Raw genomic sequence first — 13,387 nt, forward strand, 5'->3', positions numbered from 1 at the left:
TGGACTTACTCTGCCGCGGCCTTGCCGCCGCGCCCGAACCTCTGCTCGATATAGTCGGCGACCATTTTCTCGAAATCCGCCGCGATCGAAGGCCCGCGTAGCGTTGCCGCCTTCTTGCCGTCCACGAAGACGGGCGCCGTCGGCGTCTCGCCGGTGCCGGGCAGCGAAATGCCGATATCGGCGTGCTTGGATTCGCCCGGCCCGTTGACGATGCAGCCCATCACAGCGACCTTGAGGTTCTCGACGCCGGGATATCTTTCGCGCCACACCGGCATGTTCTTGCGCAGGTCCGCCTGGATGTTCTGCGCCAATTCCTGGAACACGGTGGAAGTCGTGCGGCCGCAGCCGGGACAAGCCGCGACGATCGGCACGAACTGCCGGAAACCCATGGTCTGCAGCAGTTCCTGCGACACCTGCACCTCGCGCGTGCGGTCGCCATTCGGCTCCGGCGTCAGCGAGATGCGAATGGTGTCGCCGATGCCTTGCTGCAAAAGGATGCCCATGGCGGCCGAGGAGGCGACGATGCCTTTCGAACCCATGCCGGCTTCGGTGAGGCCGAGATGCAGCGCATGGTTGGAGCGGGTGGCGAGTTCCGTATAGACGGCGATCAAATCCTGCACGCCGCTGACCTTGGCCGACAGGATGATCTTGTCGCGGCCAAGGCCGATCTCCTCCGCCATCTCGGCCGACAGGATCGCCGACTGCACGATCGCCTCACGCGTCACTTCCTGCGCCGTCAGCGGAAAGCCCTTGTCCTGGTTGTCGTCCATCAACCGGGTCAATAGCTCCTGGTCGAGCGAACCCCAGTTGACGCCGATGCGCACGGGCTTGTCATGCTTGATCGCCATTTCGACGATCGCGGCGAACTGCCGGTCCTTCTTGTCCTTGAAGCCGACATTGCCCGGATTGATGCGGTATTTGGCCAGCGCTTCGGCGCAGGCCGGATGGTCGGCCAGGAGCTTGTGGCCGATATAATGGAAATCGCCGACCAGCGGCACGTCGATGCCGAGCCTCTGAAGCCGCTCATGGATGCACGGCACGGCGGCGGCGCTCTCGTCGCGGTCGACGGTGATGCGCACGATCTCGGAGCCGGCGCGGTGCAGCGCCGCCACCTGCGCCACCGTCTGGTCGATGTCGGCGGTGTCGGTGTTGGTCATCGACTGCACGACCACGGGGGCGCCGCCGCCGACGACCACGCCGCCGACGTCGACGCCGACCGAGGTGCGGCGGGGAAAGGGAAAGGAAAAATATCCCGTCATGCCGGCAGCCTTTTGTCTCTGGAGCGCTACGCGTCTCTCTGAAGCCCCGTGCGTCCGCTTGGACGCACAAGCACTCCCGGGGGCCGATGCGCTGAAGTCCGGGCATGAGGTGGAGGAGCAAAGACGGCTTGTCAATGGCGACAGGTCGCCACTGGCAGCATTTGACCCCGCGGAGGACCTAAAAAGGATACATGGCCCGTTGGCGGGCAAGACCCACAACAGGGCTGAAAGGATATTAGCTGCGGCCTGCGGCGTGGAAATCAAAGCCAACCGCACCGGCGGCGATTGCCGCCGGTAAGCAAGACCGCAAGAGGTGAGCGGCTATATCAGGTGAGGGTCAATGCGTGGTCGGCTGCGCCCTCAGTTTCTCAATCGCATCCTTGATTGCCAGCTTGCGTCGCTTGAGATTCACGATTTCGAGGTCGTCCACCGACGGGTGGTTCATCGCGTCATCGATTTCACGTTCGATGTCGCCGTGTTTCCGCTGCAACTCATCAAGATGGGATGCAAGAGACATGATTGGTTCTCCCTTTCATGGTTTCCTCGATTGCAGCCGCCAAAGGCACGTCCACCGCAGGTCGTTTCTGTGACGGCACAATGACACTGTGCCACCTTCCGCCGGGGATGTCGAATGCTGCTTGGTAGCATTCCACGACAATGTGAAATGTGATATGGGCTGCGCGCCAGTGGCAGAAATTGCCGCCCCCGCCCAATCACGCCCCAGTTTTGGGCGCCGCAGACGTGCAGACGGTAAAGAATGTCCGATCAGGAACAGGCCGATATTCGCCTCGAATTTTCCCGGCTGAAGCAGGAACACGCCGATTTCGACGCGGCGATCAACGCGATGATCGCCATGAGCTGCGACCCGCTGCAGATCCAGCGCATGAAAAAAAAGAAGCTGGCGCTGAAAGACCGGCTGATGAAGCTGGAAGACAAGATCATTCCCGACATCATCGCCTGAGGCGCGTTCGCCTATCCTGCGATCGAGAGCCTGGCCGCGCGATCGCGCAGCAGGCCGATGAGGCTGCCGGTCCGCTCCTGCGACGTATCGATGGGGACCACCAGGCACATCGTCGCCTCGACCTTGCCTGGCGCTGAAAAGACCGGCACGGCAAGACATTTGGTGTAGGCATCGACCAGACCCGAGGTCACGCAGTGGCCGGTGACGCGCGCCTTGGCGATATCGGCGATAAAATCGTCGAGCAGCAACTTGCGGCCGTCGGGCAGCACGAGATCGTCTTCCGATACCATGCCTTCGATCGCGGCCCTCTCCAGCCCCGCCAGAAGCAGCCGGCCGGACGCGGTCCAGGGGAGCGGTATCTGCAGGCCGGTGGCCGAGCTGATGCGAAACGGCCTGCTGCCCGGGCTTGAGTGGACGATGGTGTAGCGGCCGCTCTGCAGCATGCACAATTCCGAGGTCTCGCCCGTCTCGCGCGACAGATTGTCGACCTCCTGGCGCCCGCGCCGCAACAGGTCGTTGCCGCGCACATAATCCATTCCATAGAGATAGAGCTTCTTGCCGAAATAAACGCGATTGCCATCGCCGGCCATTTCCAGCAGGCCGGCATCGACCAGCGACCGCACCAGCGTGTAGGTCGTCGAGCGGGGTGCGTTCACCCCCTTGGCAAGATCGCCGATGCCGATCGCCCTTTGCGTCGTGTGCAGAAACTCCAGAATCTCGAGCACCCGGTTGAGGCCCTTTTCACGGGAGCCCGAGATCTTCTCGCTGTCTGAGACAGCCAAGGCACTGCCATCTTGCATTGTCGATTCCTGGTGTTAGTATCTGTCTTGTACAGGATACATGCGTCCCTTGTAAGAGACAATCGCAATGATCACTGTCGCGTGTATGACCTGTGCGTAAGGGAACACAACACGAAGGGAGGTCGCCGTGAACGACACATCCGGAAGACGTGATTTTCTGAAATTGGGAATGGCGGGACTTGCGACGGCCGGCGTGCTGGCAACCGTAGATGCCCAGAAGGCCGCCGCCCAGGCCGCGTCCGAAAGCCTGCTGCGCACTGTGCTCGACCGCGGCAAGCTGATCGTCGGCACCGGCAGCACCAACGCGCCCTGGCATTTCGAGAACGACGCCGGCGAACTGGTCGGCATGGACATCACCATGGGGCGGATTCTGGCCAAGGGGCTTTTCGACGACCCGACCAAGGTCGAGTTCGTCATGCAGGATCCGGCGCAGCGCATTCCCAACGTCACCACCAACAAGGTGGATATCACCATCCAGTTCATGACGATGACGGCGCAGCGCTCGCAGCTGATCAATTTCACCAGGCCGTACTATGTCGAAGGCGTTGCGCTGCTGACGCTTCCTACCGCCGAGAACAAGACCTTCGACAAGCTGCTTGCCGGCGGTTCGGCGACGCGCATTTCCATCCTGCAGAATGTCGACGCGGAGTCCTCCGTCCATTTCGCCTTGCCGCAGGCGCAGGTGATGCAGATCGACACCCAGGCCAACGTGCTGCAGGCGCTGGAATCCAAACGGGTCGACGCCGCCGCGGTCGATCTATCCACCGTGCGCTGGCTAGCCTCGCGCAATCCGGACAAATATTTCGATGCCGGCAAGAGCTGGTATTCGATGCTCTATGGCGCCGCGGTCCGGCAAGGCGATCTGGACTGGCTGACCTTCGTCGACCAGACCTTCACCATCGCCATGTTCGGCCATGAGACGGCGCTATACGACGCCGCCTTCAAGCAGTATTTCGGCCAGGAGCCGCCGCCGCGCCACCCCGGCTTCCCGGTCATCTGATCCAGCAGGCGGAAGGGGGGGGGCATTTGGCACCCTTTCCGCCTGGCTTCTTCCGATGTCCTTCACACCGAGGCGGACGCATGGGCTATGCCCTCAACTTCAACCTGATCTGGCGGCACTTCGACAAGCTGTGGGGCGGCCTGCTGCTCAGCCTCGAGCTTGCCGTGATCTCGATCGCCATCGGCATCGTCATCGGGCTGGTGCTGGCGGTCTGGTATGTCTCGGCCGGGCGCGTCGTGCGTGCGACGATCGCCGCCTACGTCGAATTCATCCGCAACGTGCCGCTGATCCTGCTCGTCTATCTCGTCTTCTACGGCCTGCCGACCGTGGTGGACCTGGCCTATAGCGCGCCGACCTCGTTTGTCCTCACGCTGTCGGTCTATAGCGGCGCCTATCTGGTCGAGGTGTTTCGCTCGGGCCTCGAGGCTGTTCCGCGCGGCCAGCTCGATGCCGGCAAGGCCATCGGCCTGACGCCCTGGCAAAGGCTGCTCCACGTGCGCCTGCCGACCATGCTGCGCATCACGCTGCCGGCGCTCTCCAACACCTTCATCTCGCTGTTCAAGGACACTTCGATCGCCTCGGTCATCTCGGTGCCGGAACTCACCTACGGCGCCCAGTGGATCAACTTCAACACTTTCCGCATCGTCGAGGTCTATCTGGTCACCACGGCAATGTATCTGGTGACCGGCTATGCCCTGCTTTTCGCGCTGAGACTCGTCGAGCGCCGGTTCAGGGCGGCGCGCTGACATGCTGAGCCAGATCCTCTACGCCCTGCCCTTCCTCGCCCAAGGCTTCGCCGTGACCCTGTGGGTGTCGCTGCTGGTCGTGGTGCTCTCGCTCATCGTCGGCGTCCTGCTCGGCGTCGGCCTGGTCTATGGCGCTGCCCCGTTGCGCTGGGCGGTGCGCATCTTCTCCGACACGATCCGCGGCATTCCGATCCTGGTGCTGATGTTCTTCGTCTATTACGGCCTGCCGGCGACCGGGCTTCATCTGCCGTCCTTCTGGGCCGCCGTACTGGCGCTCACTCTGTTCAAGACCGCGCAGGTGGTGGAATATGTGCGTGGCGCCGTCGCCTCCATTCCTAAGGGCCAGTCGGAAGCGGCGATGGCCATCGGGCTGACCTTCTCCCAGCGGCTCACCTCGGTCATCTTTCCGCAGGCCTTCAGGCGCTTCCTGCCGCCCTGGATCAACGGCGTCACCGACGCGGTCAAGGGCAGTGCGCTGGTCTCGCTGCTCGGCATCACCGACCTGATGCAGGCCATCAACCAGGTCATCGGCCGCACATATGAGGCGATGCCGCTCTACATACTGGGCGCGCTCATCTACTTCGCGGTCAATTACGCGCTTTCGCTCGCCAGCCGGCGGCTCGAGCGGCGCTTTGCCTTCATCCGGGAATAGCACCATGTCCGACGCCACAAACGCCAGTCCCGCGCTGCTCGACGTGCGCGATGTCTCCAAGGCCTTCGGCGCCGTGGAGGTTCTGCGCTCCGTCAGTCTTCAGGTGAAGCGCGGCGAGGTGGTGACGGTCATCGGCCCCTCGGGCAGCGGCAAGACCACGCTGCTGCGCTGCGTCAACTTCCTCGAAAGCTACGACAGCGGCTCCATCCGCATCGACGGCAGGGAGGTCGGCTATCGCGAGGCTGGAACACGCCAGCGCCGCAGCGAACGCGACCTTGCCGCCATGCGCGCCGAAACCGGCATGGTGTTCCAGAGCTTCAACCTGTTTCCGCACCTGACGGCGGCCGGCAATATCATGCTTGGGCTCACCAAGGTGCGCGGAAAGAGCCAGTCCGAGGCGCGCAAGGCCGCCGAACACTGGCTCGGCCGCGTCGGCCTCGCCCACAAGGCCGACAGCCTGCCGGCGGAGCTGTCCGGCGGCCAGCAGCAGCGTGTCGGCATCGCGCGCGCCGTGGCGATGGAGCCGAAGATCCTGCTGCTCGACGAGATCACCTCCGCCCTCGACCCCGAACTGGTCGGCGAGGTGCTGGCCGTGGTGCGCAGCCTTGCCGAGGACGGCATGACCATGCTGATGGTGACGCACGAAATGGCCTTTGCCCGCGACGCTTCGAGCCGCATCGTCTTCATGGCCGATGGCGGCGTCAGCGCCGTCGGCCCGCCGAAGGAGATCCTCGCGGCGGAGACCAGCAACGAACGCCTCCGCACCTTCCTGGCGCGCTTCCGCGCCTCGCATTTCTGACATCGGACGGTCGACGCCGCTCATTTTTGAATATCGGATGGCTAAGCCAACCAAGGGAGCCTTCTTCCATGACGCCTTATACCCGGCTTGCCGAACTCGGCCTGACGCTGCCTGAGCCGCCGATCCCCATCGCCAATTTTGTCACCCATGCCGAGAGCGGCCGGCTGATCTTCCTGTCCGGCCAGGGGCCGCTGCGTGCCGACGGCACGCTCTGCACCGGCAAGGTCGGCGAGGATGTGAGCGTCGAGCAGGCGTATGAACATGCCCGCCTGACCGGGCTCAATCTGCTTGCGGTCATGCATGCCGCCGCCGGCGATCTGGGCCGTATCGTGCGCGTCGTCAAGCTGCTTGGCTTCGTCAACGCGACGCCGACCTTCAGCGACCACCCGAAGGTGATGAATGGCTGTTCGGACCTGTTCGCGGATGTCTTCGACAAGATCGGCGGCCACGCGCGCTCGGCGATCGGCGTCGGCTCGCTGCCTGGAAACATCACTGTCGAAATCGAGGCGGTCGTCGAGATCGCCGCCTGACCTGCCACACACGGGATCCACTCACATGAAGACCTATTCCGATACCGGCTCCAATACCACCATCCGCGAACGGCTCGGCTTGCGGCCGATCATCAATGTCTCCGGCACCATGACCGCGCTCGGCGCATCCATCATCGTTCCCGAGGCGATCAGCGCCATGGCCGAAATCGCCTCGCAATGGGTGGAGATGGACGATCTGCAGCGTGCCGCGAGCACGGTCGTCGCACGCCTCACCGGCGGCGAGGCCGGTTTCATCACCGCCTGCTGCGCCAGCGGCATCACCATGGCGATCGCCGGCGCGATGACGGGTACCAGCCTGCTCGCCATCGAGCGCCTGCCTGACGACACCGGCGAGCTCAAATCGGAAGTCGTCATCCAGCTAGGCCACATCGTCAATTACGGCGCGCCGATCGATCAGTCGGTCCGCCTCGCCGGCGCCAAGGTTGTGCCTGCCGGCACGGTCAGCGTGACGCAGGACTATCACGTGCGCGAGGCGATCAACGACCGCACCGCGGCGGGCCTTTACGTCGTTGCGCATCACACGGTGCAGTACGGCATGCTCTCGCTGGAAGAGTTCTGCGAGATTTGCCACGCCAAGGGCGTGCCGGTGATCGTCGATGCCGCTTCCGAATACGATCTGCGCGGTTTCCTGGCACGCGGCGCCGACATCGTCATCTACAGCGGCCACAAATTCCTGAGCGGGCCGACGAGCGGCATCGTCACCGGCAGCAAGGACCTCGTGCGTGCCGCCTATCTGCAGAACCGCGGCGTCGCCCGCGCCATGAAGGTCGGCAAGGAAAGCATAGCCGGCACCATGGCGGCGCTGGAGGCCTGGGAGAAGCGCGATCACGCCGGTATCCGCCGGCGCGAGGACGCCGCGCTCACTCTCTGGAAAGGCGCTTTGCAGGGCATACCCGGCATATCAGCCGAGACCATACCCGACCCCACCGCCAATCCGCTTGACCGCCTGCAGGTCTTCGTGCGGCCGGAAAGCCGCTTCACCGCCGCCGGCCTCGCCTCGGCGCTGGCCGCTGGCTCGCCGCCGATCATCGTGCGCAACCACGAGCTCGAACGCGGCCATTTCTTCCTCGACCCCTGCAACCTTCATCCCGGCGAAGCCGACATCGTCGCCGAACGGCTGCGGGCCATATTGACCGCGAAGGATCGTCCAGCCGATGCGATGAAAGCCGCCCGCAAGGATTCATCAGGCGCTTTGCGCTGGCCGGATTGACTGCCAGACACCGTTCACCGGTAAAATTCACCGGCTGCATCAGCCTGATCACGCGACTGTGAACCGGCGACGGGAATAAATTGGGGTCGCGACAAGTCTCCTCGGCATGCGCCACTGCTGGCGCTGAGGAGATCGGCATGGGCCATCATCGCGCGGACGGCGGCGAACATGGTCGCGGCTTCAGCCGCCGCCATGGGCTGGCGCGCATGAACGTCACCGCTCTTTCCCCCACGGCGCCCCGCCTTCTCGTGGCGCCCCGCCTTCTCGTAGCGCTTGACACTGGTGACGCAGATGAATTCACTTTCGCCACAGCAGGCGACGTTGCCTGTTTCGGCGGGTTTCGCCCGCGCAGGCAGGACGAGATCACCGTCCTTGCTTGAAAGCGCACGGCCTGTTCCTCCCGGAGTGTCGGATCATGGTGCTGCTTTGAGCGAGAGGGCCTTGGCACAACGCTTCAACGAGGTGGTGCTGCCGCATCTCGGCGACGCGCTGTCACTTGCCCGCTGGCTGACCGGCAATGCAACCGATGCCGAGGATGTCGTGCAGGACGCCTGCATCAAGGCGCATGCCGGCATATCAGGCTATGCCGGCGGCAACGCCCGCGCCTGGCTGCTGACCATAGTGCGCAACACCTCCTACACCTGGATGTCGCGCAACCGGCCGCGCGCCATGGTGGCCGTCGGCGACCTCGGCGATCTCGACGACATTGCGGCGGCCCATGGCACCAGCCTGCCGGACGAGGACGGCCCGGAGGCGAGCCTGATCGCCAGGGCCGACACGGCCGCACTCGAGGCGGCGATCGCCGCATTGCCGCAGCCATTTCGCGAAACGCTGGTGTTGCGCGACATCAACGGCCTCAGCTATCGCGAGATATCGGCCATGCTCGACGTCCCGATGGGCACGGTGATGTCCAGGCTTGCCCGCGCTCGCGGCCTGCTTGCGTCTGCACTGGGGAGAGCGCCATGACCAGCCACGACGACGGACTGCCCAATGATCCCGAAGGTATCAGACTGATGATCCACGCCCTTGTTGATGGCGAACTCGATGCCGCGGCCGCCCTTGCCGTGGAGCGCCGCATCGCCGCCGACCCCCGGCTTGCCGCCGAGCATGCCCGTATCGTTGCCTTGCGCGGCGCGGTCAGCCGTTTGCCGCGCCCCAACGTCAGCGAAGCCTTCCGGGCTCGCATCGCGGCGATCGGCATGGCGGGCACCGAACAGCAGGAGCAAGCCGAGGCGACAGAGCCGCGGCAGGGCGCACCGTTGGCGCTGCCGGGATTGATTGCGGGCGCCGGCGCGGGCCAGAGACGAACCGCGGGGACACGTCCGTCGCGGACGCGGCCATCGCCGGGGGCACGCCGCTTCGGCTCGTTCGACTGGCGCGCACTTGCCGCGTCGATCATGATCAGCGCCGTGCTGGCCAGCGGAGCGACGCAATGGGTGATGCAGAGCGGCGTGGATGACGGCTTTGCCGCGGCGGTCGCCAGCGGCCACCGCCGCAGCCTGCTTGCCGCGAGCCCGATCGACATCGTCTCGTCCGACCGCCATACGGTCAAGCCGTGGCTCGACGCCCGCATCGGCGTGTCGCCGCCGGCGCCGGATCTTGCCCAGGACGGCTACGCGCTGATTGGTGGCCGGGTCGAGGTGATATCAGGCCGGCCGGTTCCGGCCCTGGTCTATCGCCACCGCGAGCACCTGATCACGCTGGTCGCCGAACCGCAGCAGCGCGGCAGGATCACCCAGCCCGACGACCTTTCGTCGGGTGGCTTCTCGATGGTGCAGTGGAGCGACGGCGCCTTCTCCTACTGGGCGATCTCCGACATGGAGCGGCCGGAGCTCGACGACTTCGTCGCCCGTTTCCGCAAGGCGGCGGTATGACCCAGTTTCAGGAAAACGGCCCAAACGATCCTTGTGGACGCGAGCATTCGCGCCGCCGACGGCCGCGAAGACCGGCGGTCGCTGGTTCCGTCGCCTGAACAGGAGCTGCCCATTCGGGCAAGAAACGCCGCGCGGCGCGCAGTCCTCGCCGGCAGCCATTTCATCCGGTTATCCTGGTTGCCGGCCTATGAGGCTCTCGCCAGAAGTGACACCGGCGCGCGTTTGCCGGGACGCGCCCAACGCTGCTCATCCTTGCCGTTGCTGCCGAATTCCGCTAAGGCGCGCCTTTGTCGCCGGGAGCAGAAGCTTGAACGATCAACGCGCCGACGTCGCCATCATCATGGGCAGCCAATCCGACTGGGCAACGATGCGCCAGGCGGCCGAAACGCTGGAGGCCCTAGGCGTGCCGCACAAACGGCTGATTATCTCCGCGCATCGCACGCCGGACCGGCTCTATGACTTCGCCAAGGGCGCCAAGGCCGCCGGCTACAAGGTGATCATCGCCGGCGCCGGCGGTGCCGCCCACTTGCCCGGCATGACAGCCGCCATGACGCCGCTGCCGGTATTCGGCGTGCCGGTGGAATCAAAGGCGCTGTCGGGGCAGGATTCGCTGCTCTCGATCGTCCAGATGCCGGCCGGCATTCCGGTGGGCACACTGGCGATCGGCAAGGCGGGTGCAGCCAATGCCGCCTTGCTGGCCGCCGCCGTGCTGGCGTTGAACGACGACAAGCTCGCCCAGCGGCTCGATGCCTGGCGCGCCTCGCAGACCGCCAAGGTCGCGGCTGAACCCACGGATACGCCATGAGCCTGCCCGCCGGATCGACCGTCGGCATCATTGGCGGCGGCCAGCTCGGCCGCATGCTGGCGATGGCAGCCGCCCGTCTCGGCTACCACACAGTGGTGCTGGAGCCGCAGCCAGATTGCCCGGCCGCCCAGGTCGCCAACCGGCAGATAACGGCCGACTATGACGACCCGGGCGCCCTTGCCGAACTGGCGGCGGCAAGTTCCGTCGTCACCTACGAGTTCGAGAACGTTCCGGTTGCCGCGGCACAAGCGCTCGCCGCCAAGGTCGCGGTCTATCCGCCGGCACGCGCGCTGGATGTGGCGCAGGACCGGGTGAGCGAAAAGACATTCCTGAATGGCATCGGCATTGCCACCGCCGATTTCCGGCGGGTCGACACTGACGATGAACTGACGGCGGCGCTGAAGGCATTCGGCGGCAGCGGCATCCTGAAGACCCGGCGCATGGGCTATGATGGCAAGGGCCAGCGCGTCTTCCGCGACATGGCAACCGGCGGCTTCGCTGGCACCTGCGAGGCGATGGGCAATGTGCCGCTGATCCTGGAAAGCTTCGTGCCGTTCGAATGCGAGATATCCGTGATCGCGGCGCGTGGGCAGGACGGCGCTGTCGCCGCCTACGATCCGGCCGAGAATGTCCACCGCGACGGCATTCTCCACACATCGACCTTGCCGGCCGCCATCATGCCCGGAACGGCGGAAGCGGCGCGCGCGGCGGCTGCGAAGATCCTGTCGGCACTCGACTATGTCGGCGTCATCGGTGTCGAATTCTTCGTGCTGGCGGACGGTTCGCTGCTTGCCAACGAGATCGCGCCGCGCGTCCACAATTCCGGCCACTGGACCGAAGCCGCCTGCATCGTTTCGCAGTTCGAGCAGCATATCCGCGCCATTGCCGGCCTGCCGCTCGGCAACCCGGAGCGCCATTTGGATTGCGTGATGGAAAACCTGATCGGCGACGACGTGCTGCGCGTCCCAGCCCTGCTCGCCGAGCCCGACCTGATGCTGCATCTCTACGGCAAGGCGGAGGCCAGGCCCGGCCGCAAGATGGGTCATTTCACCCGGATCACTCGCCGGTAAAGCCGCTCACGCACGCCCTGCAATGGCTGCCCAAGGCCGGCAGATTACTCCCCCTCGTCGCTATCGTCTGGACTGGCGCAGCTCGCATCGTCCCCCTGGCAATTGGCCGGGGCGGCGAGCTGCTTGATACGCTCGTTGGTCAGCCTGGTCAGGCATTGCGAAACCTCCATGGCATGGATGGAGCCGCCCTGACTGGCGGCCGTGGTATGCGCGCATTCGGCGTCGCGGAAGGCGATCCAGGCGCGCTGCGCCGCTTGCAGCAATATCTTGTCATCGGCATCGTCGGAGCCGATCAGATCCTGATAAGCCTTATTGAGCCTGGCGTCAGCCGCCTGATAGTCCTCGCCGGCACAGATGTTCATCATCTGCTGGCTGTCGTCGGATCGGTCGCATTCCTGGGCGCGGACGGTCGCAGTCGCCGCCAGGACGATCAGACAGGCATACAGGAATGTGCGGCGCACGCTCGTCTCCAAATCACTTGAAATCTACGGCATCATTCCAGCCGGCCCTGAACCGTGCAATGCCACGGAGCCGACATGGCGGATATTTGATGATATCGGGATGCGCGGCACGCTTGCGGTTGACTTACGGTTGACACGGGCAAGGCTCCTCGTTTATGAGCCACCCACCGTTCAAAAGGCGCGTCTTCTGGCGCGCCTTAAAATTTCGACCCGGGACCGGGTCCACACCGACAGGCAAGACCATGAAGATCAAGAATTCGCTCAAGGCGCTGAAGGCGCGTCACCGCGACAACCAGCTGGTTCGCCGCAAGGGCCGCGTCTACATCATCAACAAGACCGCTCCGCGCTACAAGGCGCGCCAGGGCTGAGCTTTCGGCAGGAGGCTTTTCGCCTCCGCCATTGATGCATGTCGGCCTGCCGACCCTTTTTACGCTGAAATCACTTTGATGTTCCGCCGCCCGGGACTAGAGTCGGGCGATGCGGATTCTTTTTGCATTTTTGACGGCTCTCCTGGTTTCCGGCGCCTTGCCGGCCCTGGCGGACGGTCAGGCGGCTCAGTCGCCGGCTCCGGATGCTCCGGCGGCGCCAATGACGAAACAGGTTCGGCTCGACAAGCTGTTCGCCGACCTGAAGCGCGAGCGCAACGAAAAGGCCGCCGAACGCATCGCCGGCAACATCTGGAACGAATGGTTCCGGTCCGGCAGCGCTTCCATCGACCTGATGATGCAGTGGTCGCAAAAGGCGATCGAGAACCACAAGTTCGACGTCGCGCTCGATTTCCTCGACCAGGTGGTGACCTTGCAGCCGACCTATGCCGAAGGCTGGAACCGGCGCGCCACGGTGCATTTCATGATGAAAAACTACGGCAAGTCGATGGCCGACATCGAGCACACGCTGAAGCTCGAGCCGCGCCATTTCGGTGCGCTGTCGGGTCTGGCGCAGATCATGACGCTGACCGGCCACAAGCAGTCGGCGCTCGAGGCCTGGCAGAAAGTGCTGGCCATCTATCCGATGATGCGCAGCGCCCAGGACCAGGTCGCCACCCTTTCCGAAGAGCTTGCCGGCGAAGGAATTTGACCAGGCAGTGGGGAATAGGGATTAGGCAGTAGGCTGAGATGCCCTCCCCCTACTGCCCTACTGCCCTACTGCCCTACTGCCCTACTGCCCTACTGCCCTACTGCCCTACTGCCCTACTGCCC

18 protein-coding genes are annotated in these 13,387 nt (G+C 64.6%); 14 read left to right on the forward strand and 4 right to left on the reverse strand.

All coding sequences use genetic code 11. From position 1 onward, the window contains the following. Nucleotides 1-5 precede the first annotated feature (5 nt). Together ispG and FJ958_RS28410 are read right to left on the reverse strand one after the other, a co-directional pair. The gene (gene ispG / locus FJ958_RS28405) at nucleotides 6-1,259 is read right to left on the reverse strand and encodes a flavodoxin-dependent (E)-4-hydroxy-3-methylbut-2-enyl-diphosphate synthase (protein WP_140748524.1); all 1,254 of its coding nucleotides are present in this window, start codon (nucleotides 1,257-1,259) and stop codon (nucleotides 6-8) included. Nucleotides 1,260-1,596: 337 nt separating this feature from the next. Next, nucleotides 1,597-1,776, reverse strand: coding sequence for a YdcH family protein (locus FJ958_RS28410; protein ID WP_140608175.1), 180 nt, complete (start codon nucleotides 1,774-1,776; stop codon nucleotides 1,597-1,599). Between the two features lie 240 nt (nucleotides 1,777-2,016). On the opposite strand from FJ958_RS28410, the gene FJ958_RS28415 reads away from it, so the two are divergent. Beyond that, nucleotides 2,017-2,220: a YdcH family protein gene (locus FJ958_RS28415; RefSeq protein WP_140748526.1), complete on the forward strand. Its 204-nt coding sequence runs from the start codon at nucleotides 2,017-2,019 to the stop codon at nucleotides 2,218-2,220. 11 nt (nucleotides 2,221-2,231) lie between these two features. On the opposite strand, the gene FJ958_RS28420 is transcribed toward FJ958_RS28415, so the two are convergent. Then, a complete protein-coding gene (locus tag FJ958_RS28420) occupies nucleotides 2,232-3,020 on the reverse strand; it encodes an IclR family transcriptional regulator (protein WP_140748529.1) in 789 nt (262 codons plus the stop codon). A gap of 169 nt (nucleotides 3,021-3,189) precedes the next feature. Between FJ958_RS28420 and FJ958_RS28425 the strand changes: the two genes are divergently transcribed. The 11 genes from FJ958_RS28425 (at nucleotide 3,190) to FJ958_RS28475 (ending at nucleotide 11,727) form a co-directional block, all read left to right on the forward strand. Next, a complete protein-coding gene (locus FJ958_RS28425; RefSeq protein ID WP_181176553.1) occupies nucleotides 3,190-4,020 on the forward strand; it encodes a transporter substrate-binding domain-containing protein in 831 nt (276 codons plus the stop codon). Nucleotides 4,021-4,100: 80 nt separating this feature from the next. After that, a complete protein-coding gene (locus FJ958_RS28430) occupies nucleotides 4,101-4,766 on the forward strand; it encodes an amino acid ABC transporter permease (RefSeq protein WP_140699711.1) in 666 nt (221 codons plus the stop codon). A 1-nt stretch (nucleotide 4,767) separates the two neighbouring features. Next, on the forward strand, nucleotides 4,768-5,418 hold the full coding sequence (locus FJ958_RS28435; RefSeq protein ID WP_140748535.1) for an amino acid ABC transporter permease: 651 nt from the start codon (nucleotides 4,768-4,770) through the stop codon (nucleotides 5,416-5,418). Nucleotides 5,419-5,422: 4 nt separating this feature from the next. Beyond that, complete coding sequence (locus FJ958_RS28440) at nucleotides 5,423-6,217, forward strand: amino acid ABC transporter ATP-binding protein (RefSeq protein ID WP_140608185.1); 795 nt, start codon at nucleotides 5,423-5,425, stop codon at nucleotides 6,215-6,217. Between the two features lie 68 nt (nucleotides 6,218-6,285). Next, nucleotides 6,286-6,747 carry a RidA family protein gene (locus tag FJ958_RS28445; protein ID WP_140748538.1) on the forward strand — a complete coding sequence of 154 codons (462 nt, stop codon included), beginning with the start codon at nucleotides 6,286-6,288 and terminating at the stop codon, nucleotides 6,745-6,747. A gap of 25 nt (nucleotides 6,748-6,772) precedes the next feature. Then, entirely contained in the window at nucleotides 6,773-7,978 is a 1,206-nt protein-coding gene (locus FJ958_RS28450; protein WP_140748541.1) for an aminotransferase class V-fold PLP-dependent enzyme, read from the forward strand. A 137-nt stretch (nucleotides 7,979-8,115) separates the two neighbouring features. Then, complete coding sequence (locus tag FJ958_RS28455) at nucleotides 8,116-8,358, forward strand: hypothetical protein (RefSeq protein ID WP_140748544.1); 243 nt, start codon at nucleotides 8,116-8,118, stop codon at nucleotides 8,356-8,358. 46 nt (nucleotides 8,359-8,404) lie between these two features. Beyond that, on the forward strand, nucleotides 8,405-8,944 hold the full coding sequence (locus tag FJ958_RS28460) for a sigma-70 family RNA polymerase sigma factor (protein ID WP_140748547.1): 540 nt from the start codon (nucleotides 8,405-8,407) through the stop codon (nucleotides 8,942-8,944). Next, nucleotides 8,941-9,852, forward strand: coding sequence for an anti-sigma factor (locus tag FJ958_RS28465; RefSeq protein WP_140748550.1), 912 nt, complete (start codon nucleotides 8,941-8,943; stop codon nucleotides 9,850-9,852). Before FJ958_RS28460 ends, FJ958_RS28465 begins: the two co-directional genes overlap by 4 nt. Nucleotides 9,853-10,159: 307 nt before the next feature. Then, the gene (gene purE, locus FJ958_RS28470; RefSeq protein WP_140748553.1) at nucleotides 10,160-10,657 is read left to right on the forward strand and encodes a 5-(carboxyamino)imidazole ribonucleotide mutase; all 498 of its coding nucleotides are present in this window, start codon (nucleotides 10,160-10,162) and stop codon (nucleotides 10,655-10,657) included. After that, a complete protein-coding gene (locus FJ958_RS28475; protein ID WP_140748556.1) occupies nucleotides 10,654-11,727 on the forward strand; it encodes a 5-(carboxyamino)imidazole ribonucleotide synthase in 1,074 nt (357 codons plus the stop codon). The genes purE and FJ958_RS28475 overlap by 4 nt, the downstream gene beginning before the upstream one ends. A gap of 44 nt (nucleotides 11,728-11,771) precedes the next feature. Here the strand turns inward: FJ958_RS28475 and FJ958_RS28480 are convergent, their stop codons facing one another. Then, nucleotides 11,772-12,188 (reverse strand): lysozyme inhibitor LprI family protein, encoded by a 417-nt coding sequence (locus tag FJ958_RS28480; protein WP_140748559.1) that lies wholly within the window; start codon nucleotides 12,186-12,188, stop codon nucleotides 11,772-11,774. A 242-nt stretch (nucleotides 12,189-12,430) separates the two neighbouring features. Here FJ958_RS28480 and ykgO point away from each other — a divergent pair, with 242 nt between their 5' ends. Then, complete coding sequence (gene ykgO, locus FJ958_RS28485) at nucleotides 12,431-12,556, forward strand: type B 50S ribosomal protein L36 (RefSeq protein ID WP_006327841.1); 126 nt, start codon at nucleotides 12,431-12,433, stop codon at nucleotides 12,554-12,556. 109 nt (nucleotides 12,557-12,665) lie between these two features. After that, nucleotides 12,666-13,265 (forward strand): hypothetical protein, encoded by a 600-nt coding sequence (locus FJ958_RS28490; protein ID WP_140748562.1) that lies wholly within the window; start codon nucleotides 12,666-12,668, stop codon nucleotides 13,263-13,265. Nucleotides 13,266-13,387 lie beyond the last annotated feature (122 nt).

The organism is Mesorhizobium sp. B2-3-5 (assembly GCF_006442395.1).
Taxonomy (GTDB): domain Bacteria; phylum Pseudomonadota; class Alphaproteobacteria; order Rhizobiales; family Rhizobiaceae; genus Mesorhizobium.

Coding starts and splice junctions, on each gene's coding strand:
- ispG (WP_140748524.1), bottom strand. CDS start 1,259: ATGACGGGATATTTTTCCTTTCCCTTTCCCCGCCGCACCTCGGTCGGC.
- FJ958_RS28410 (WP_140608175.1), bottom strand. CDS start 1,776: ATGTCTCTTGCATCCCATCTTGATGAGTTGCAGCGGAAACACGGCGAC.
- FJ958_RS28415 (WP_140748526.1), top strand. CDS start 2,017: ATGTCCGATCAGGAACAGGCCGATATTCGCCTCGAATTTTCCCGGCTG.
- FJ958_RS28420 (WP_140748529.1), bottom strand. CDS start 3,020: ATGCAAGATGGCAGTGCCTTGGCTGTCTCAGACAGCGAGAAGATCTCG.
- FJ958_RS28425 (WP_181176553.1), top strand. CDS start 3,190: ATGGCGGGACTTGCGACGGCCGGCGTGCTGGCAACCGTAGATGCCCAG.
- FJ958_RS28430 (WP_140699711.1), top strand. CDS start 4,101: ATGGGCTATGCCCTCAACTTCAACCTGATCTGGCGGCACTTCGACAAG.
- FJ958_RS28435 (WP_140748535.1), top strand. CDS start 4,768: ATGCTGAGCCAGATCCTCTACGCCCTGCCCTTCCTCGCCCAAGGCTTC.
- FJ958_RS28440 (WP_140608185.1), top strand. CDS start 5,423: ATGTCCGACGCCACAAACGCCAGTCCCGCGCTGCTCGACGTGCGCGAT.
- FJ958_RS28445 (WP_140748538.1), top strand. CDS start 6,286: ATGACGCCTTATACCCGGCTTGCCGAACTCGGCCTGACGCTGCCTGAG.
- FJ958_RS28450 (WP_140748541.1), top strand. CDS start 6,773: ATGAAGACCTATTCCGATACCGGCTCCAATACCACCATCCGCGAACGG.
- FJ958_RS28455 (WP_140748544.1), top strand. CDS start 8,116: ATGGGCCATCATCGCGCGGACGGCGGCGAACATGGTCGCGGCTTCAGC.
- FJ958_RS28465 (WP_140748550.1), top strand. CDS start 8,941: ATGACCAGCCACGACGACGGACTGCCCAATGATCCCGAAGGTATCAGA.
- FJ958_RS28475 (WP_140748556.1), top strand. CDS start 10,654: ATGAGCCTGCCCGCCGGATCGACCGTCGGCATCATTGGCGGCGGCCAG.
- ykgO (WP_006327841.1), top strand. CDS start 12,431: ATGAAGATCAAGAATTCGCTCAAGGCGCTGAAGGCGCGTCACCGCGAC.
- FJ958_RS28490 (WP_140748562.1), top strand. CDS start 12,666: ATGCGGATTCTTTTTGCATTTTTGACGGCTCTCCTGGTTTCCGGCGCC.